16 protein-coding genes are annotated in these 17,592 nt (G+C 75.4%); 11 read left to right on the top strand and 5 right to left on the bottom strand.

What is annotated here, in order from left to right; translation table 11 throughout:
* Positions 1-224: 224 nt before the first annotated feature.
* From K5O09_RS05975 to holA, 3 genes are all read left to right on the top strand, one after another.
* Positions 225-905, top strand: coding sequence for a ComEA family DNA-binding protein (locus K5O09_RS05975; protein WP_255596157.1), 681 nt, complete (start codon positions 225-227; stop codon positions 903-905).
* A 437-nt stretch (positions 906-1,342) separates the two neighbouring features.
* Positions 1,343-2,713: a ComEC/Rec2 family competence protein gene (locus K5O09_RS05980; protein ID WP_222171882.1), complete on the top strand. Its 1,371-nt coding sequence runs from the start codon at positions 1,343-1,345 to the stop codon at positions 2,711-2,713.
* A gap of 4 nt (positions 2,714-2,717) precedes the next feature.
* Positions 2,718-3,755, top strand: a complete 1,038-nt coding sequence (gene holA, locus K5O09_RS05985; protein ID WP_370635527.1) for a DNA polymerase III subunit delta — start codon at positions 2,718-2,720, stop codon at positions 3,753-3,755.
* Between the two features lie 49 nt (positions 3,756-3,804).
* Here holA and K5O09_RS05990 read toward each other — a convergent pair whose 3' ends face one another.
* Positions 3,805-4,557, bottom strand: a complete 753-nt coding sequence (locus K5O09_RS05990; protein ID WP_222171883.1) for an EAL domain-containing protein — start codon at positions 4,555-4,557, stop codon at positions 3,805-3,807.
* 208 nt (positions 4,558-4,765) lie between these two features.
* Between K5O09_RS05990 and K5O09_RS05995 the strand changes: the two genes are divergently transcribed.
* Both K5O09_RS05995 and K5O09_RS06000 read left to right on the top strand, forming a co-directional pair.
* Positions 4,766-4,903: a hypothetical protein gene (locus K5O09_RS05995; RefSeq protein ID WP_222171884.1), complete on the top strand. Its 138-nt coding sequence runs from the start codon at positions 4,766-4,768 to the stop codon at positions 4,901-4,903.
* A gap of 133 nt (positions 4,904-5,036) precedes the next feature.
* Positions 5,037-6,368 (top strand): helix-turn-helix domain-containing protein, encoded by a 1,332-nt coding sequence (locus tag K5O09_RS06000; RefSeq protein WP_222171885.1) that lies wholly within the window; start codon positions 5,037-5,039, stop codon positions 6,366-6,368.
* A 281-nt stretch (positions 6,369-6,649) separates the two neighbouring features.
* Here K5O09_RS06000 and rpsT read toward each other — a convergent pair whose 3' ends face one another.
* Both rpsT and K5O09_RS06010 read right to left on the bottom strand, forming a co-directional pair.
* The gene (gene rpsT, locus K5O09_RS06005) at positions 6,650-6,910 is read right to left on the bottom strand and encodes a 30S ribosomal protein S20 (protein ID WP_222171886.1); all 261 of its coding nucleotides are present in this window, start codon (positions 6,908-6,910) and stop codon (positions 6,650-6,652) included.
* Between the two features lie 263 nt (positions 6,911-7,173).
* Positions 7,174-7,917: a maleylpyruvate isomerase family mycothiol-dependent enzyme gene (locus K5O09_RS06010; RefSeq protein WP_222171887.1), complete on the bottom strand. Its 744-nt coding sequence runs from the start codon at positions 7,915-7,917 to the stop codon at positions 7,174-7,176.
* 43 nt (positions 7,918-7,960) lie between these two features.
* Between K5O09_RS06010 and lepA the strand changes: the two genes are divergently transcribed.
* Together lepA and hemW are read left to right on the top strand one after the other, a co-directional pair.
* Complete coding sequence (gene lepA, locus K5O09_RS06015) at positions 7,961-9,841, top strand: translation elongation factor 4 (protein ID WP_255596158.1); 1,881 nt, start codon at positions 7,961-7,963, stop codon at positions 9,839-9,841.
* The gene (hemW, locus tag K5O09_RS06020; protein ID WP_222171888.1) at positions 9,838-11,082 is read left to right on the top strand and encodes a radical SAM family heme chaperone HemW; all 1,245 of its coding nucleotides are present in this window, start codon (positions 9,838-9,840) and stop codon (positions 11,080-11,082) included. The genes lepA and hemW overlap by 4 nt, the downstream gene beginning before the upstream one ends.
* 6 nt (positions 11,083-11,088) lie before the next feature.
* On the opposite strand, the gene K5O09_RS06025 is transcribed toward hemW, so the two are convergent.
* Complete coding sequence (locus tag K5O09_RS06025) at positions 11,089-11,460, bottom strand: DUF4870 domain-containing protein (protein WP_222171889.1); 372 nt, start codon at positions 11,458-11,460, stop codon at positions 11,089-11,091.
* A 171-nt stretch (positions 11,461-11,631) separates the two neighbouring features.
* Here K5O09_RS06025 and K5O09_RS06030 point away from each other — a divergent pair, with 171 nt between their 5' ends.
* Positions 11,632-12,669 (top strand): hypothetical protein, encoded by a 1,038-nt coding sequence (locus K5O09_RS06030; RefSeq protein ID WP_222171890.1) that lies wholly within the window; start codon positions 11,632-11,634, stop codon positions 12,667-12,669.
* Positions 12,670-12,733: 64 nt separating this feature from the next.
* On the opposite strand, the gene K5O09_RS06035 is transcribed toward K5O09_RS06030, so the two are convergent.
* A complete protein-coding gene (locus tag K5O09_RS06035; RefSeq protein ID WP_222171891.1) occupies positions 12,734-13,585 on the bottom strand; it encodes a DUF3097 domain-containing protein in 852 nt (283 codons plus the stop codon).
* 48 nt (positions 13,586-13,633) lie between these two features.
* On the opposite strand from K5O09_RS06035, the gene K5O09_RS06040 reads away from it, so the two are divergent.
* The 3 genes from K5O09_RS06040 (at position 13,634) to dnaJ (ending at position 17,591) form a co-directional block, all read left to right on the top strand.
* On the top strand, positions 13,634-15,214 hold the full coding sequence (locus K5O09_RS06040; RefSeq protein ID WP_255596159.1) for an MFS transporter: 1,581 nt from the start codon (positions 13,634-13,636) through the stop codon (positions 15,212-15,214).
* Between the two features lie 132 nt (positions 15,215-15,346).
* Positions 15,347-16,381: a heat-inducible transcriptional repressor HrcA gene (gene hrcA, locus K5O09_RS06045; protein WP_222171892.1), complete on the top strand. Its 1,035-nt coding sequence runs from the start codon at positions 15,347-15,349 to the stop codon at positions 16,379-16,381.
* Between the two features lie 82 nt (positions 16,382-16,463).
* A complete protein-coding gene (dnaJ, locus tag K5O09_RS06050; RefSeq protein ID WP_222171893.1) occupies positions 16,464-17,591 on the top strand; it encodes a molecular chaperone DnaJ in 1,128 nt (375 codons plus the stop codon).
* Position 17,592 lies beyond the last annotated feature (1 nt).

Consider the following 17,592-nt stretch of genomic DNA (forward strand, 5'->3'; position numbering starts at 1 on the left):
CCGCGCCCCGGCGCGCTCGGGGTCGGCACGCCGCCCGTGCCGGCGATGGCGCTCCTCGGCCCCGGCCGGCGGACGCGTGGCAGCACACGCCCGCGGAGCCTCCGGCCCGGGAGCCGGCGTCCTGGGAGCCGGCGTCCTGGGAGCCGGCGTCCTGGGAGCCGGCGTCCTGGGAGCCGGTGGCACGGGACGCGGTTCGCCGGGAACCGGGAACGGGGGTGCCCGACGTGGGAGACGACCAGGAGCCCTGGCACCGCGACGGCGGCCGGGTCCTCGGTGCCGTCCGCTGGAGGGTCACCCCGCGGGTGGCGGCCGCCGCCGTGCTCGCCCTCGCCCTCGTCGGGGGCGCGGTCGCGTTGCGCGCCGCCTCGGCGCCCAGTGCTCCCGCCGTGGCCCTGCCCGAGCCCTCGGCCACGGCTCCGCCGCCCCCCACGAGCGTCCCGTCGGTCGCGGTCGTGCGGGTCCACGTCGTCGGTCGGGTGGCCGTCCCCGGCGTCGTGGAGCTGCCGTCGGGCTCGCGTGTCGCGGATGCCGTCGCCGCCGCGGGCGGGGCGCTCCCGGACGCCGACCTCGCGGTCGTCAACCTCGCCGCGGTCGTCGCCGACGGCACCCAGGTGCGGGTGCCCGCCCCCGGAGAGCCCGTGCCGGCCGCGGACCAGGCCGGCACGGGCGTCGACGCGCCCTCCGGAGGGGCACCCGGGGGACAGGGGCCCGGGGGACAGGTCGACCTCAACACGGCGAGCGCGACCGAGCTCGAGGCGCTGCCCGGTATCGGCCCGGTCCTGGCGGAGCGGATCGTCGCGTGGCGCACCGAGCACGGGACGTTCGCCGACGTGGAGGCGCTCGAGGACGTCCCGGGCATCGGCCCGGCGCTGCTCGCCGGTCTGCGCGACCGGGCGCGGGTGTGAGGGTGGCGACGACCAGGGCGTCCGCGACCGGGGGCCCCGAGGTGGTGGCCACGTCGGGGGTGCCCGGCCCCGGCGCGGAGCGGACCGACCTGCGCCTGGTGCCCGCCGCCGGTGCTGTGTGGGCTGCGGCGCTCGTCGCCGTGGCGCGCCCTGCGGGGGAGCTCGCCGTCGCGGGAGGGGCCTGTGCGGCGCTCACGGTCCTGGTGGCGACCTCGACGTACCTCCGCTCGAGGCCACGTCGTGGTCGCGGGGCCGGTGCGCCACGGGTCGGCGGGGCCCGATCCGCCGCGGCGGCGCGCCGTCCGGGCCGTGCCGGTGGTGCCGGGCGTGCCGATCCTGCCGGGCGTGCCGATCCTGCCGGGCGCGCCGACAGCACGGGTCGCGCCGTCGGCACCGGGCGAGCGGGGCGTGGGCAGGCCGTCCTCGTCCTCGGGGCCGTGGGAGTCCTGCTCCTCACGACCGCCGGTCAGGTCCGTGCCCGCGAGTCGGGGGACCTGCGCGCGCTCGCCGAGGCGCGCTCGTCCGTCCGGTTGACGGGCGTCGTCCGGAGCACGCCGGCGCCGCTCGGCGATCCGTCCGACGCCCACCCGGGGAACCGCGACGGCAGTGGCCGGTCGCCGCCGAGCCGGGTCCGCTTCCTGCTCGCGGTGACCGAGGTGGTGGCGACCACCGGACGCCCGGATCATGACGGGCGATCCGGTGGACACGGGCTGCGGACCCGCGCCGCCGTGGAGGTCGTCGCGCCCGGCTCGGCTGCTGGACTGCGCTACGGCACCGTCGTGACGGTGCTCGCGCGGCTCGTGCCGGCACGCCACACGGCGGACCGCGCGGTCGCCCGGGCGCGCGCCACCGTCGCTCCGCGGGTCCGGGGCGGCCCACCGGCGCCGCTCGTCGTCTCGGAACGCCTCCGGGCCGGTCTCGGTGAGCTGTCCGCCGACCTCCCCGGAGACGCCGGGCGGTTGCTGCCCGCGGTCGCGGTCGGGGACACGCGCGGCGTCGGCGACCTGGAGCAGGCGATGCGCGACTCGGGGCTCGCGCACCTCACGGCGGTCTCCGGGGCGCACTTCTCGCTGCTCGGTGCGGTGGTCCTGGCGCTCGCGGCCAGGCTGCACGTCCCGCGCCGCTGGCGGTGGCTGCCGACCGCGGCCGTGATGGCGGGTTTCGTCGCTCTCGTCCACCCGGCCGCGAGCGTGGTGCGGGCTGCCGTGATGGGAGGCGTCGGGCTCCTCGGCCTGGCCGCCGGGCGCCCGTCCCGGACCGTGCCGGCGCTGGGCTGCGCGGTCGTCGTGCTGCTCGTCGTCGACCCGTGGCTCGCCCGTGACCTGGGCTTCGTCCTGTCCGTGGTCGCGACCGCGGGCATCGCCGTGCTCGCGGCCCCGCTCGCACACCGGTGGCGGGACGCGGGATCGCGGGCGGCGCGGGGGCAGGCGTCCTGGCTGGCGCTGGCGTGCGCGGTGCCGGTCGCCGCCCAGGCGGTCTGCGCTCCGGTCGTCCTCCTGCTCTCGCCGCAGGTGCCGGTCTACTCCGTCCCCGCCAACCTCCTCGCCGCGCCCGCTGTCGCCCCGGCCACCGTGGGCGGGCTGGTCGCGGCCGTCCTCGGACCCTGGTGGCCGGACGGTGCGGCGTGGGCTGCGGGCGTCGCCGGGGCGGCCTGCTGGTGGATCGCCGGGGTCGCGCGGACGGCTGCGGGCCTCCCCGGTTCGCTCGTGACCTGGGCGGGCGGCCCGGTGGGCGTCCTGCTGCTGGCGGCGGCGTCGGCCGCGTCGGTGGTGCTGGTCCTGCGCTGTCGGCGGCGCGTGGCACCCTAGGCACGTGCCACCCGCCTCGACCTCCGCCCCGCGCCGCACCTCCCGTGGCGGCGCCCGGTCGTCAGCTCCCGCAGGCCTTGCGTGGGACGAGGTCGTCCTCGCGCCGGTGGTGCTCGTGACCGGCGCGGAGGAGCTCCTCGCGGACCGCGCGGTGGAGCGCCTCGTCGCGCTCGCCCGGGAGCGCGACCCGGAGGTCGAGGTGACGCGTGTCGACGGCGCGGCGTACACGGCCGGGGAGCTGACCCTCGTGACCAGCCCCTCGTTGTTCGCCGAGGACCGCCTCGTGGTCGTGGAGGGCGTGGAGAAGGCGACCGACGACCTGATCCTCGACGCGACGGCCTACGTCTCCACCCCCCAGTCGGACGTCGTCCTGGTGCTGCGGCACGGCGGCGGCCAGCGCGGCAAGCGGCTGCTCGACGCGGTCCGGGCGGCGGGGCACCCGGTGGCGGCGTGCGAGCCGCTCAAGAAGGACGCGGACAAGGTCGCGTTCGTCACCCAGGAGCTCCGGCGGGCGCGCCGGCGCATGGAGCCACGGGCGGTGCGGTCGCTCGTGGACGCGGTGGGCAGCGACCTGCGCGAGCTCGCGGCGGCGTGCACCCAGCTGGTCTCCGACACCACGGGCGTGATCAGCGTCGAGGTCGTCGAGCGCTACTACGGAGGCCGTATCGAGGCGACGGGCTTCCGCGTCGCCGACGCGGCCGTCGAGGGGGCCTCCGGTGAGGCCGTCGCGCTCCTCCGGCACGCCTTCGCCACCGGCGTCGACCCGGTCCCGCTCGTCGCCGCGCTCGCCGCCCGCCTCCGCGTGCTCGCCAAGGTCTCGGCGGTCCGGGGGCGCGGTTCCGGTGCGGAGCGCGAGCTCGGCCTCGCGCCCTGGCAGCTCGACCGGTCGCGTCGTGAGCTGGCTCACTGGACCCCCGAGGGGCTGGCGCAGGCGATCACGGCGGTGGCGCAGGCGGACGCCGAGGTCAAGGGCGCGGGCCGGGACCCGCACTTCGCCGTCGAACGTGCGGTCCTGCGGATCGCGGCGTCCGTCCGACGCTGATCCGGTGCGTCCCCGGGGCGCCGATCGACCCGCGTGGACGCCGCCCGGGCTAGAGGTACCGGCCGATCGAGTCGTGGTCGGGGCCGAGCAGCGGTGCCGACGACCGGTCGAGCAGCAGGCTGCGCTCGAGCAGGTTGCCCTGGTAGAGGTCGAAGCCGAGGCGGCGGCCGGCGCGCAGCTCCTCCGACGACTCGACGAACTCCGCGACCAGCAGCGCGCCGTGCGACCGGGCCAGGTCCACGACGGGCTCGCCTTCGACGTCGAGGTCCCGTGCGTCGATCTTCACGAAGTCGGCCTGGGGGAGCAGCGCGCGCTGGTCGGCGCGCGACACGAACCCGGCGAGCGCGACGCGGAAGCCCTGCTCGCGCAGGTGGCGGACCCCCCGCAGCACGTCGCCGTCGATGCGGGTGCCCGCGGCGATCTCGACGACGAGCCGGTCGGGGCGTGCAGGCAGGTGCAGGTCTCCCACCAGGAACGCACGGGGGCAGCGGACGAACAACCACCGGCCGTGCCCGACCTCGTCGACGTCCGCGCGGCCGAACGTCGCCCGGAGGACGGCGCTGGTGGCTCGCTCGTGCTGCAGCTCCGACCAGGCCGCGGCGTCCGCGGCCGCCGCCCCGGGGACACGGAAGCCGAGCTCGTAGCCGAAGGGGTGCAGTCGTGGCGAGAAGATCCCCTGGCGGCCGATGACGACCTGCTCGCGGGCCACACGACGGTCCCACTCGCGTCGCAACGCGTCCGGGATCGCTGCGTCGATCTCGGCGGCGAGCCGCCGCTCCGCTTCGCCCTGTCCCCTGGTCATGCCGTCCATGACATCACAGTCGATCCGGCATGACACGGGCGAACCGCGCGGACCGGCGCACTTGCCCCGGATTCTCGCCTGATCTGGAGCGACAATTCACCCATTTGGGCGGACATCAGGCGAATCCCTAGAAGAGGTGGTGCGGGCCGGGGCGGATGAGTCATGATCGACGTGACAGAGAGTCAACGTTCTGTGACAGGAGAGACCCATGCGCACCTCGATCAAGGCCCTGGCGACCGCCGCCCTCGCCCTCACCCTCACGCTCGGCGCCTCGGGTGCTGCGAACGCCGGCGGTGGCTTCACGATCCAGAGCGGCGCGACGGGTTGCTGCCGGGTCATCGCCTGATCGCAGTCGGTGCATGCCGGCCCGCTCCGCTGGCTCTCGGTGCGCGGAGCGGGCCGGCTCTGCGTCCGGCTCCCGCACGGGCGGACGGGTGACCCGCTCGCCCCAGGACCACGTCATAGCTACAATGACTTCCATGACGACCATTGCTGACCGCGTCCGCCAGGCGCGGTTGGCCGCTGGGCTCTCCCAGACGGCCCTCGCAGGCGACGCGCTCTCGCCGAGCTACATCTCGTTGATCGAGTCCGGCCGCCGGGAGCCCACCGACGCCGCACTCGGGATCATCGCCGAGCGGCTCGGCTCGACCGTGGACTACCTCAAGCACGGCGACGAGGGGCCGGCAGAGGCCCGCGCCCGGCTCGCACTGGACTACGCGCGCCTCGACCTCGTGTCGGGTGAGGCTACCTCCGCCCGCGACAGGATCCTCGCGCTCGACCTCGAGCCCGTCTCGAGGCAGGTCCGCGTCGATGCGCGTCTCGCGCTCGCCCAGGCCCACGAGATGGCCGGCGACCTCGAGTCGGCCGTCGGCGTCCTCGAGCCGCTCCTGAGCCAGGCCCGTGCCGAGGGGCACCACCTCGACGCCGCCGCCGCCGCGACCGCCCTCGTCGCCTCCTACGTGGAGTCCGGCGACCTCGGGCGGGCGATCGAGCTCGGTGACCGCCAGCTCGCCGAACTGGAGGACGCCGGGCTCACCGGGACCGACGAGCACCTGCGGCTCGGGTCGACGACGCTGTGGGCGTACGTCGAGCGCGGCGACCTGCTCTACGCGACGCACCGCGCCGCCGAGCTGATCCGCCAGGCGGAGTCGCTCGGGACGCCGCGCGGCCGCGGGTCCGTGTACTGGAACGCCGCGCTCGTGGCCGAGCAGCGGCACGACTACGCGCTGGCGAAGCGCTACACGGAGCGCGCCCTCGCGCTGCTGGGCGAGGGGGAGGTCAGCCGTGACATCCCGCGTCTCCGGCTGAACTACGCGTGGCTCCTGCTGCGCAGCGATCCGGCCGAGCCGGCGATGGCGCTCGAGCAGCTCGAGCGCGCCGCTCCGGAGCTCGCGGTGTCCGGCTCCGAGGTGGAGATGGCGCGCCTGGATGTCGAGCGGTCCCGCGCCCACCTCATGCAGGGGGACCCGATCGCGGCCGAGCGCTTTGCGCGGGGCGCCCTCGAGCGGCTGGGCGACCAGCCGCGTCTCGAGAGCAGTGCCGCGCAGCTCGCGCTCGGCGACGCGCTGCACGCGCGCGGCGAGGTGCCGGCTGCATCTCGTGCGTACCGCTGGGCTGCCGACATGCTCGGCATGATGTCCGCGTCGCGGCAGTCCGCTGCTGTCTGGCGCGAGCTCGGCGACCGGTTCCTCGGGCACGGGGACGTCACGGGCGCGGCGCAGGCGTTCGACCGGGCGCTGCGCGAGGCGGGCTTCCGGCCCGCGGTCCCCGCGGTGCTCTGGGAGGCGTGGAGCGCGGTGGCGCAGGACTGACCACCGCCTTCCTCTGGGGTGGCCGCGACGGCCGCCCCCGCGCAGAGGGCGTCACCCCGCAGGGGGGGTGACGCCCTCGGGCGTCTCACGGGCCGTCCGCGGCACGTCGTCGTTCGGATCCGTCCGTGCGGACGCGCCGGGGGGCGTGTCGCCCTGCTCGGGCGCGGAACGCGGGTGGCCCGGCCGGTGCCGGTGGCCGGGTCGCGGCGGCCCTCGGGGTGGAGACGACGGAGGGCACCACCCCTCAGGGGTGGCGCCCTCCGGTCAGGACTGCTGGCGTGTCAGAGCGTGTTGACAGCCTTGGCCAGCGCGGACTTCTTGTTCGCGGCCTGGTTGGCGTGGATGACGCCCTTCGAGACGGCCTTGTCGAGCTTCTTCGACGCGGCGGTGAGCGCGGTGGTCGCCGCGTCCTTGTCGCCGCCGGCGACGGCCTCGCGCACGCGGCGCACGTAGGTCTTCAGCTCGGACTTGACGGCCTTGTTGCGCAGGCGCGCCTTCTCGTTGGTGCGGATCCGCTTGATCTGGGACTTGATGTTGGCCACGGTGTGGTCTCTCTCGTGTGTTCGCCGGAGCGAAAGGAACAGGTCGTAGAGGGCGCGTCCAGCTCCGGGACTGGGGCGTGGGGACACCCGCGGAGAGGCGCTGGACGAGTGCCCGCCGACCCGGGCGGACACGCGACTGACGATCTTACCAGGCGGATCCTGTCGCGACGATGCGTCCTCCGGCCACGCGGCCGGCCCGGCCCGCGTCGCCCGGGGGGAGCGGCGTCGGCGATCCCGTCAGGTCGGGGGCCCGGTCCGACGCCCTACGGCGTGAGAGCCCGGCCGAGCGCGGCACGAAGGGCGGCCCGGTCCCCGGCGACCCGGAGCGCGGGGTCGTCCGCGGTCGTGCGGCCCCAGAGCAGCAGCGCGAGCGCGCGGGAGGGTCCGGCCACCTCGGCGGCGGGGCCGGCCTCCGCGACGCCGAGCAGCCACGTCCTGCCCGCGTCCGGCGCGGCGAGGCGGACGGCGACCTCGGGCAGCGTGGTGCGACCCAGCCGGACCTGCCGGGGCAGCATCACGGTGACGACCTCGTCGACCGTGTCGGCCCAGAGCGACGGGTCGGTCACGGGGTGCTCCGCGCCGGCGGCTGCGGCGAGGTCGTGCAGGTGGACGAGCGTCTCGTGCACCTGGCGCCGGTGCCAGAACGACGCGGGGCCCGGGCCGAGGAGCGTGAGGCCGGGGGCGTCCGGCCCGAGTGCGCGCAGCGTGCCGAGCAACGTCCCGGCCTGCTCCCGGTACCGCGCCTGCAGGGCGACCGGCTCACGGGGCCCCGGCGCGCCCTCCTCGTCGCTGTCCGTGCCGCGCGCCATGCCGGCCGCCCACACGTGGACGGCGCCGAGGTGCAGGACGAGGTCGGTGACGGTCCAGCCGGGGCAGGCCGCGACCGGCGCGTCAGGGTCGGCGTCGGCGAGCAGCCGGGCGAACGCGTCCTGCGCCTCGGCGAGCACGTCGAGCAGCACGGGTGCGGCGGGCGCGGCGCCGCCGGCTCGGGACTCGCGCGTCGGCATGGGACCATGGTGGCAGTCCGACCCTGCGAAACCGAGGGAGCACGTGTCCCCGATCCCGAGCGCCGAGCTGTCCCGGCGCATCACCCCGGCGGCGACCCCGCCCGAGCTGCTGCGCAACTTCTGCATCATCGCGCACATCGACCACGGCAAGTCGACGCTCGCCGACCGCATGCTGCAGCTCACGGGCGTCGTCGAGGCGCGCGCCATGCGGGCGCAGTACCTCGACCGCATGGACATCGAGCGTGAGCGCGGCATCACCATCAAGTCGCAGGCCGTGCGGATGCCGTGGCAGCTCGGTGAGACCCCGTACGCGCTCAACATGATCGACACCCCGGGCCACGTGGACTTCACCTACGAGGTGTCCCGGTCGCTGGCGGCGTGCGAGGGCGCGGTGCTGCTCGTGGACGCCGCGCAGGGCATCGAGGCGCAGACGCTCGCGAACCTGTACCTGGCGATGGAGAACGACCTCCAGATCATCCCGGTGCTGAACAAGATCGACCTGCCGGCCGCGCAGCCCGAGAAGTACGCGGAGGAGCTCGCCGGTCTGATCGGCGGCGACCCCGCGGACTGCCTCAAGGTGTCCGGCAAGACGGGCGAGGGTGTCGAGGCGCTGCTGGACCGGATCGTCGAGCTCGTGCCCGCCCCGACGGGCGACCCGGGAGCCCCGGCGCGCGCCATGATCTTCGACTCGGTCTACGACACCTACCGCGGTGTCGTGACGTACGTGCGGGTGAAGGACGGCAACCTCAACCCGCGCGAGCGCATCGCGATGATGTCGACCAAGGCCACGCACGAGCTGCTCGAGATCGGCGTCATCTCACCGGAGCCCGTCCCGACCGGGGGGCTGGGCGTCGGCGAGGTCGGCTACCTCATCACCGGCGTGAAGGACGTCCGCCAGTCGAAGGTCGGCGACACCGTCACGAACGCCGGCAAGCCGGCCACCGAGGCGATCGGCGGCTACTCCGACCCGAAGCCGATGGTGTTCTCGGGCCTGTACCCGATCGACGGCTCGGACTACCCGGCGCTGCGCGACGCGCTCGACAAGCTCAAGCTCAACGACGCCGCCCTGAACTACGAGCCGGAGACCTCGGTGGCCCTCGGCTTCGGGTTCCGCGTCGGGTTCCTGGGCCTGCTGCACCTCGAGATCATCCGGGAGCGGCTGGAGCGCGAGTTCGGCCTCGACCTCATCTCGACCGCGCCCAACGTGGTCTACGAGGTGACGATGGAGGACCGTCAGGTCGTCACCGTGACGAACCCGAGCGAGTTCCCGGGCGGCAAGATCCGCGAGGTGCGCGAGCCGGTCGTGAAGTCGACCATCCTCGCGCCGAGCGAGTTCATCGGCGCGATCATGGAGCTCTGCCAGAGCAAGCGCGGCGACCTGCAGGGCATGGACTACCTGTCCGAGGACCGCGTGGAGATGCGGTACACGCTGCCGCTCGCGGAGATCGTGTTCGACTTCTTCGACCAGCTGAAGTCGCGGACGCGCGGGTACGCGAGCCTCGACTACGAGCCGCTGGGCGACCAGGTCGCGGACCTCGTCAAGGTCGACATCCTGCTGCAGGGCGAGCAGGTGGACGCGTTCAGCGCGATCGTCCACAAGGACAAGGCGTACGCGTACGGCGTCATGATGGCGTCGAAGCTCAAGGACCTCATCCCGCGCCAGCAGTTCGAGGTGCCGATCCAGGCGGCCGTGGGGTCGCGCGTGATCGCGCGCGAGACCATCCGCGCGATCCGCAAGGACGTCCTCGCGAAGTGCTACGGCGGTGACATCACCCGCAAGCGGAAGCTGCTGGAGAAGCAGAAGGAGGGCAAGAAGCGCATGAAGACGATCGGCCGGGTCGACGTGCCGCAGGAGGCCTTCATCGCGGCGCTGTCGTCCGACGCGGGCGGCGGCAAGGACGCCAAGGACGCGAAGAAGAAGTGAGCCCGGCGCTCCCGGACGGCGACGCCGCCCCGGACGACGGCGCGCTGCCGGCCTCGGTCGTCGACGCGGCGGCCGGGCGGGCGTTCGGGGTGTACCTGCACGTGCCGTTCTGCACGGTGCGGTGCGGCTACTGCGACTTCAACACGTACACCGCGACCGAGCTGGGCGGCGGGGCCAGCCAGATCGCGTACGCGGACACCGCGCTCGCGGAGGTCGCGCTGGGCGCCCGGGTGCTGCGCGACGCGGGCCTGCCCGAGCGCCCGGTGTCGACGGTCTTCGTGGGCGGCGGCACGCCGACGGTCCTGCCGCCGGGCGACCTGGTGCGCGTGCTCGACGGCGTGCGCGACGCGTGGGGGCTCGCGCCCGGTGCCGAGGTCACGACGGAGGCCAACCCGGACTCCGTGACGCCGGAGTCGCTCGAGGCGCTCGCCCGGGGCGGCTTCACGCGGGTGTCGTTCGGCATGCAGTCGGCGGTGCCGCACGTGCTCGCCACGCTGGACCGCACGCACGACCCGCGGCGCATCCCGGACGTCGTGCGGTGGGCGCGCGACGCGGGACTGGCGGTGTCGCTCGACCTCATCTACGGCACACCGGGGGAGTCCCTCGACGACTGGCGGGCGTCCGTCGAGGCCGCGCTCGCGACGGGGGTCGACCACGTGTCCGCGTACGCGCTCGTCGTCGAGCAGGGCACCCGGATGGCGGTGCAGGTGCGCCGGGGCGAGCTGGCGCTGCCGGACGAGGACGACCAGGCCGCGAAGTACGAGCTCGCCGACGATCTGCTGACGGCGGCGGGGCTGCGGTGGTACGAGGTCAGCAACTGGGCGCGCACACCGGACGACGCGTGCCGGCACAACCTCGCCTACTGGCGCAACGACGACTGGTGGGGCGTCGGACCGGGGGCGCACAGCCACGTCGGCGGCGTCCGGTGGTGGAACGTCAAGCACCCGCGGGCCTACGACGCGCGGCTCGCGGCGGGCCTCAGCCCGGCGGCCGGGCGCGAGGTGGTCGAGGACGCGTCGGCGCGACTGGAGCGGGTGATGCTCGGCGTCCGGCTCGGCGAGGGGCTGCCCCTCGACGAGCTGTCGGCACGCGCCCGCGCCGCGGTCGGGACCCTCGTGGCGGACGGTCTCGTCGACGGGCGCGCGGCCCTGGGACGGGGTGACCGCCCCGGCGCCCGCGTCGTGCTCACCCGCCGGGGGCGGCTGCTCGCGGACGCCGTGGTGCGGGCGCTGACCGACTGAGCCGGCTCAGCTCACGAACCGGATGTTCACCGGGTAGCGGTACCACTCGTACCGGCTCGCGGCGACGGCCGCCAGGATCTGCAGGACGAGCTGCCCGACCCACACCAGCAGCAGCAGCGGCGTCCCGAAGCCGAGCGTGACGAGCGCGATCACGCCCCCGGCGACGTAGGCGATGAGCAGGGTGAGCTGGAAGTTCAGCGACTCCTTGGCCTGGTTCTCCAGGTACGGGCCGCGGCCCCGGAACACCAGCCAGATGACGAGCGGCGCGAGGAACCCGGCGACCAGGCCGCCCAGGTGGGCGACGATCGCCCACGTGCGCTCCTCGTCGGGGCGCAGCGGCGGCGGTCCGGCGGGCGGGTACGGCGGGGGGTACGACACGGTGGTGCTCCCGGGACGTCGGCGACGGGTCGTGGCGAGGCTACCGGTCGGAGGTGCGCTGTGTCCGAGCTGCCCGATTCGCACACGTCCGGTCGTATTCCTTGACACGCGACCTCGGGCTTCGGTTCGCTGTCGCGACGGACGAGCGACGTCCGGACCAGGAGGACTCCGATGACCGAGAACCCCGGCACGAACCCGCCGCGCGACGACGAGCCGTCGACGCCTGACGCCCCGATCCCGCCGAGCACGCCGGAGCCGCCTGTCGCGGAGCCCCCGGTCCCGCCGACCGCGCCGCCGACGGCGGCCGGCGCCCCCGGCGCGTACCCGCCGCCCCCGCCGCCCGCCGGGGCGCCCGGATACCCGCCCGCCGGGGGGTACGGCGCCCCCGCAGGCGGCTACCCGCCGCCTCCCGGGGGCTACCCGCCGCCGCCGGCCGCCGGCTACGGCCAGCCCGGCCAGGGCCCCTACGGCCAGCAGCCCGGCTACGGCCAGCCCGGCTACGGCGGCCAGCCGGGGTACGGCCAGCCCGGCGCGGGCGTGACGGTCGGCGACTCGTTCAACTGGGGCTGGACCAAGTTCACGCAGAACTGGGGCCCGTTCGTGCTCGGCGTCCTCGTGTACGTGGTCGTCATCGGCATCGTCGCGGCCGTGCTGTTCGCGATCCTCGGAGTGGGCACCGCGGCCTCGATCGACCCGGTCACGGGCGAGCTGCGCACCGGTGGCGCCGTCGGTCTCGGCTTCGGCTGGCTCCTGGTCCTGGCGGTCGTCGTCCTGCTGTCGGCGTTCCTCCAGGCGGGCGTGATCCGCGCGTCGCTGGAGGTCGCGAACGGCCGCCGCATCGAGTTCGGCACGTTCTTCCGGTTCGACGACCTGGGCAAGGTCGTCGTCGCGGTCCTGCTCGTGGGCGTGGGCACGGCGATCGGCACCCTGCTGTTCGTGCTGCCGGGCATCGTGTTCGCGTTCTTCGCGCAGTTCACGCTGTTCTTCGTGCTCGACAAGGGCATGGCGCCGGTGGACGCGCTCAAGGCCAGCTTCGCGCTGGTGAACCGCAACCTCGGCACCGTCGTGCTGCTGTACCTGGGCGTCCTCGCGGCCAACGCGGTCGGCAGCTTCCTGTGCTACGTCGGCCAGCTGGTGTCGTTCCCGTTCGGGCTGCTGGCGACCACGTACGTGTACCGCCGGGCGCAGGGCGACCCCGTCGCCCCCTGACCCCGGGGCGCACCCGCACGCCGCACCGGCGCCGCCCCCACCCGGGGGCGGCGCCGGTCGTCGTTCAGGGGGCCGTCACGAAGTCGATCAGCTCCTCGACCCGCCCCAGCAGCGACGGCTCCAGGTCCGTGTAGCTCCGCACGCTGCGCAGGATGCGCTGCCAGGCGCGCGCCACGTCTGCCTGATCGTCCGCCGGCCAGCCCAGCTCGCGCAGGATGCCGCGCTTCCACTCGGTGCCGCGCTCGATGGTCGGCCACGTGCGCAGGCCCACCCGCTCGGGGCGCACGGCCTGCCACACGTCGACGTAGGGGTGCCCGAGCACGAGCACCGTCCCGGCGGGCGCGGCGCGCAGGGCCTCCTCCGCGATCCGCTGCTCCTTCGACCCGGGCACCAGGTGGTCGACCAGGACGCCGACGCGGCGGGACGGTTCGGGCCGGAACCCGCGCAGCGCGTCGACCAGGTGGTCCACGCCGTCGAGCAGCTCCACGACGACGCCCTCGGCGCGCAGGTCGTCACCCCACACCTTCTCCACGAGCTCCGCGTCGTGCTTGCCCTCCACCCAGATCCGGCTGCCGACGGCGACGCGGGCGCGCTGGTCGGGTGCGGCGACCGAGCCGGAGGCGGTGCGGCGCGGACCGGTGGGGGCGGCGGCGCGCGGCGCGACGAGCTCGACGGGCCGCCCGTCGACCCAGAACCCGGGGCCGAGCCGGAACGTGCGGGTGCGGCCCCGGCGGTCCTCGAGCACGACGACGTGCTCCCCGCCCGACTTCTCGACCCGGACCACCGCGCCGACCCAGCCGGTGGTGACCTCCTCGACGACCAGCCCGCGCTCGGCCGGGGTGGGGACGGAGGTCGGGCGGCGGTGCGCGCGGGCCGATCCGGCGGCCAGCACGTCGGGTCCGTAGCGGTCGGTCACCGCGGCAGCCTAGGTGCCGACCGCGCGGGGCCGTGGTACGACACGACGGTGACGTCCACCCCGCACCCGCAGCGTCCGACCGCGCAGCCGCCCGCCGCGCACCGGCCGGCCGCGCAGCCGCCGGCCGCGCAGGAGCCGGACCCCCACCGCTGGCGCGCGCTCGGCGTCTGCCTGGCCATCGGGTTCATCACGATGCTCGACGTCTCCATCGTCAACGTCGCTCTACCGTCCATCGAGCGCAGCCTCGACGCCGGCGCGAGCCAGCTCCAGCTCATCGTCGCGGGGTACACGCTGGCGTTCGGGCTGGTGCTGGTGCCGGCCGGCCGGCTCGGGGACGCCCACGGCCGGCGTGCGCTGTTCCTCGTGGGGCTCACCGGCTTCGCGCTGACCAGCCTCGGGGCGGGCCTGGCTCCGTCGGACGAGGTGCTCGCGACCATGCGGCTGCTGCAGGGCGCGAGCGCGGGCCTGCTGAACCCGCAGGTGGTCGGCACGATCCAGCAGCTGTTCTCGGGGTACGAGCGCGGCCGGGCGTTCGGGTACTTCGGCGCGACGATCGGGGTGTCGACGGCGCTCGGCCCGCTGCTCGGCGGGCTGATCATCCAGGCGTTCGGGGCCGAGCACGGCTGGCGCTGGGTGTTCTTCGTCAACGTGCCGGTGATCGCGGTGGTGCTGCCGCTGGCGTTGCGGTTCCTGCCGCGCGGCCGCCCCGGGACGTCCGCCGCGTCCGCGCGTCCGGGCCGCCCGCGGCTCGACGTGCCGGGTCTCGTGCTCGTGGCTGTCACGACGACGGCCGTGATGGTCCCGTTCGTCATCACCACCGGCGAGAGCGGCGACGACCCGGCGCGCTGGTGGTGGCTGGCGGTGGCGGCGGTGCTGGCCGTGGCCACGGTCGCGTGGGAGCGCGGGTACCAGCGCAGGACCGGGGCCGCCGTCCTCGACCCGCGGGTGCTGGGGGAGCCGTCGTTCCACAACGGGGCCCTGCTGGGCATGGCGTACTTCGCGGGGTTCACGGCCGTGTTCCTGGTGACCACGCTGTACCTGCAGCAGATCGCGGGGTTCACGCCGCTGCAGGCGGGTCTGGTCGGGATGCCGTTCGCGATCGCGTCGGCCGTGGCCGCGCAGCAGTCCGGCCGCCTGGTCGCGACGCGGGGCCGGGCGCTGGTCGTGGTGGGGCTGGTGCTCGTGCTCACGGGTCTCGTCGGCACGGACCTGGCGATCCGCCTGGTGGACCCGCCGGCGGTCGGCCTGGTGGTCGCCGGGACGCAGATGGTCGCGGGCGCGGGCAGCGGCCTGGTGATCTCCCCGAACCAGACGCTGACGCTCGCGCGCGTGCCGCTGGACCGGGCGGGCGTCGCGGGCAGCATGCTGCAGGTGGGGCAGCGGGTGGGGTCCGCGCTGGGTGTGGCCGTCGCGCTCTCGACGTACTACACCGCGCTGGCGGGCGGCGTGGAGGGGGGTGTCGCCGCGGGGCGCGCGCTGCTCGTGACGGTGTCGCTCGTCGCGGTGGCCCTGGCGGTCGGCGTCGTCGACCTGGTGGCGCGGCGGCGCGACCCGGAGGCGACCGGCGGGACGGCCGGACCCGGGGCCTCGGGCGCGGGCCGCAGGGCACCTGCCCGCGCGGCCGAGTAGAATTGGCACTCGCGTCCGGTGAGTGCCATCCCGGTGGTGCGTCCCGGCGGCCGCCGGACGGCGCGGCGGACGGGACGTGGGCGCCGGCGGACCGGGCGCGACGGACCGGGTGACAGGCATCGGGAGGTGGCGATGAGCGAGGACCGCAGGCTGGACGTGCTGCGCGCGATCGTGGAGGACTACGTCGCCACCCGCGAGCCCGTCGGCTCCCGCGCGCTGGTCGAGCGGCACGCGCTCGGCGTCTCGCCGGCCACCATCCGCAACGACATGGCCGCGCTCGAGGAGTCCGGCTACATCGTGCAGCCGCACACCTCCGCCGGCCGGGTGCCGACCGACAAGGGCTACCGGCTGTTCGTGGACCGGCTCGCGACCGTCAAGCCGCTGTCCGCGCCGGAGCGCCGGGCCATCGAGACCTTCATGGAGGACGCGGCCGACCTGGACGACGTGGTGGACCGCGCCGTCCGGCTGCTCGCCCAGCTCACGCACCAGGTGGCCGTCGTGCAGTACCCGTCGCTGCGGCGCACGGCCCTGCGGCACGTCGAGCTCGTCCCGGTCGGCGACCGGCACCTGCTCGTCGTCATCATCACCGACCACGGCCGTGTGGAGCAGCGCACCCTGGAGCTGGCCGAGCCGCTCGACGGAGCGGTCGTCGCCCGGCTGCGGGTCCGGCTGAACGTGGCGGCGGCGGGCCGCCGGCTCGCGGAGCTGGACGCCGTGCTGTCCGGGTTGTCCGACGAGTTCGAGCCCGTCGCGGCCCCGCTGGTCCGCGCCGTCGTCGCCGTCGTGGAGGACACGCTGGCCCGCGAGAGCGAGGAGCGCGTGGTGCTGGCCGGCACCGCGAACCTCGTGCGGGGCGGCGGCCAGGACTTCGCCCGCACCATCAGCCCCGTGCTGGAGGCGCTGGAGGAGCAGGTCGTGCTGCTGCGGCTGCTGACCGAGATGGCCGAGGACGAGGCGGCCGTGGCGGTGCGCATCGGCCGCGAGACCCAGCACGAGGGCCTCGTGGAGACCTCGTTCGTCACGACCGGCTACGGCGGGCCCGGCGACGGCGGTGGCGCCGCGGTCGCCCGGATCGGCTCGGTCGGCCCGCTCCGCATGGACTACCCCGGGACGATCGCGACGGTCCGCGCCGTCGCCCGCTACCTGTCCCGGATCCTCGCCGGGTGACCGGCCCCGACCGCACCACCCGCGCCCGCCCCCGCGGCGCCCCCGACCCGCGTCGACGCGCGCGACCGACAGGAAGTGACGAGTGAGCGACTACTACGAGGTGCTCGGCGTGGACCGCGACGCCACGCCCGAGCAGATCAAGAAGGCCTACCGCCGCCTGGCGCGCGAGCTGCACCCGGACGTGGCCGGTGCCGACGCCGCGTCGGAGGAGCGGTTCAAGGACGTCTCCCGGGCGTACGACGTCCTGTCCAACCCGGAGAAGCGCCGCATGTACGACATGGGTGCCGACCCGTCGTCCTCGGGCGGCGGCATGGGCGGGGGCTTCGGCTTCCAGGACATCTTCGAGACGTTCTTCGGTGCCGCTGCCGCGGGCGGGGCGCAGCGCGGCCCGATCCCGCGCGCCCGGCGCGGCCAGGACGCGCTCGTGCGGCTCGACATCGACCTCGCGGAGGCCACGTTCGGCACGCATCGCGAGGTTCCGGTGGACACCGCGGTGCTCTGCCCGACCTGCGGCGGCACGTGCTGCCGGCCCGGCACGTCGCCGCGCACCTGCGACGTGTGCGGCGGCCGCGGCAGCGTCCAGCGCGTCGCGCGCTCGTTCCTCGGCCAGGTCATGACCTCGCAGCCGTGCGCCGCCTGCCACGGGTTCGGCACCGTCATCCCCGAGCCGTGCACCGAGTGCGCCGGGGAGGGCCGCGTCCGGTCGCGCCGGGTGCTCGAGGTCGACGTCCCCGCGGGCGTGGACACCGGCACGCGCATCAAGCTCACGGCGCAGGGCGAGGTCGGCCCGGCGGGCGGCCCGGCGGGCGACGTGTACCTGGAGATCCGGGAGCGGCGCCACGAGTCGTTCGTCCGCGAGGGCGACGACCTGCACTGCACGCTGCAGGTCCCGATGACGGCGGCGGCGCTCGGGACGGTGCTCACGCTGGACACGCTGGACGGCCCTCAGGAGGTCGACCTGCGCCCCGGCACGCAGCCGGCGCAGGTGGTCACCCTGCGCGGGCTCGGTGTCGGGCACCTGCACGCCGGGGGCCGCGGCGACCTGCACGTGCACGTCGACGTCCAGGTGCCGACCGCGACGGACGACGAGCAGGCGGAGCTGCTGCGCCGGCTCGCGGCGCTGCGCGGGGAGGAGCGCCCGGAGGCGCGGCTGTCCGCGTCCACGCCGGGTGTCTTCGCGAAGCTGCGCGACAAGCTCGCCGGGCGCTGAC

The organism is Cellulomonas sp. C5510 (assembly GCF_019797765.1).
Classification (GTDB): domain Bacteria; phylum Actinomycetota; class Actinomycetes; order Actinomycetales; family Cellulomonadaceae; genus Cellulomonas.

Coding starts and splice junctions, on each gene's coding strand:
- K5O09_RS05990 (WP_222171883.1), bottom strand. CDS start 4,557: ATGACCAGGGGACAGGGCGAAGCGGAGCGGCGGCTCGCCGCCGAGATC.
- K5O09_RS05995 (WP_222171884.1), top strand. CDS start 4,766: ATGCGCACCTCGATCAAGGCCCTGGCGACCGCCGCCCTCGCCCTCACC.
- K5O09_RS06000 (WP_222171885.1), top strand. CDS start 5,037: ATGACGACCATTGCTGACCGCGTCCGCCAGGCGCGGTTGGCCGCTGGG.
- K5O09_RS06010 (WP_222171887.1), bottom strand. CDS start 7,917: ATGCCGACGCGCGAGTCCCGAGCCGGCGGCGCCGCGCCCGCCGCACCC.
- K5O09_RS06030 (WP_222171890.1), top strand. CDS start 11,632: ATGACCGAGAACCCCGGCACGAACCCGCCGCGCGACGACGAGCCGTCG.
- hrcA (WP_222171892.1), top strand. CDS start 15,347: ATGAGCGAGGACCGCAGGCTGGACGTGCTGCGCGCGATCGTGGAGGAC.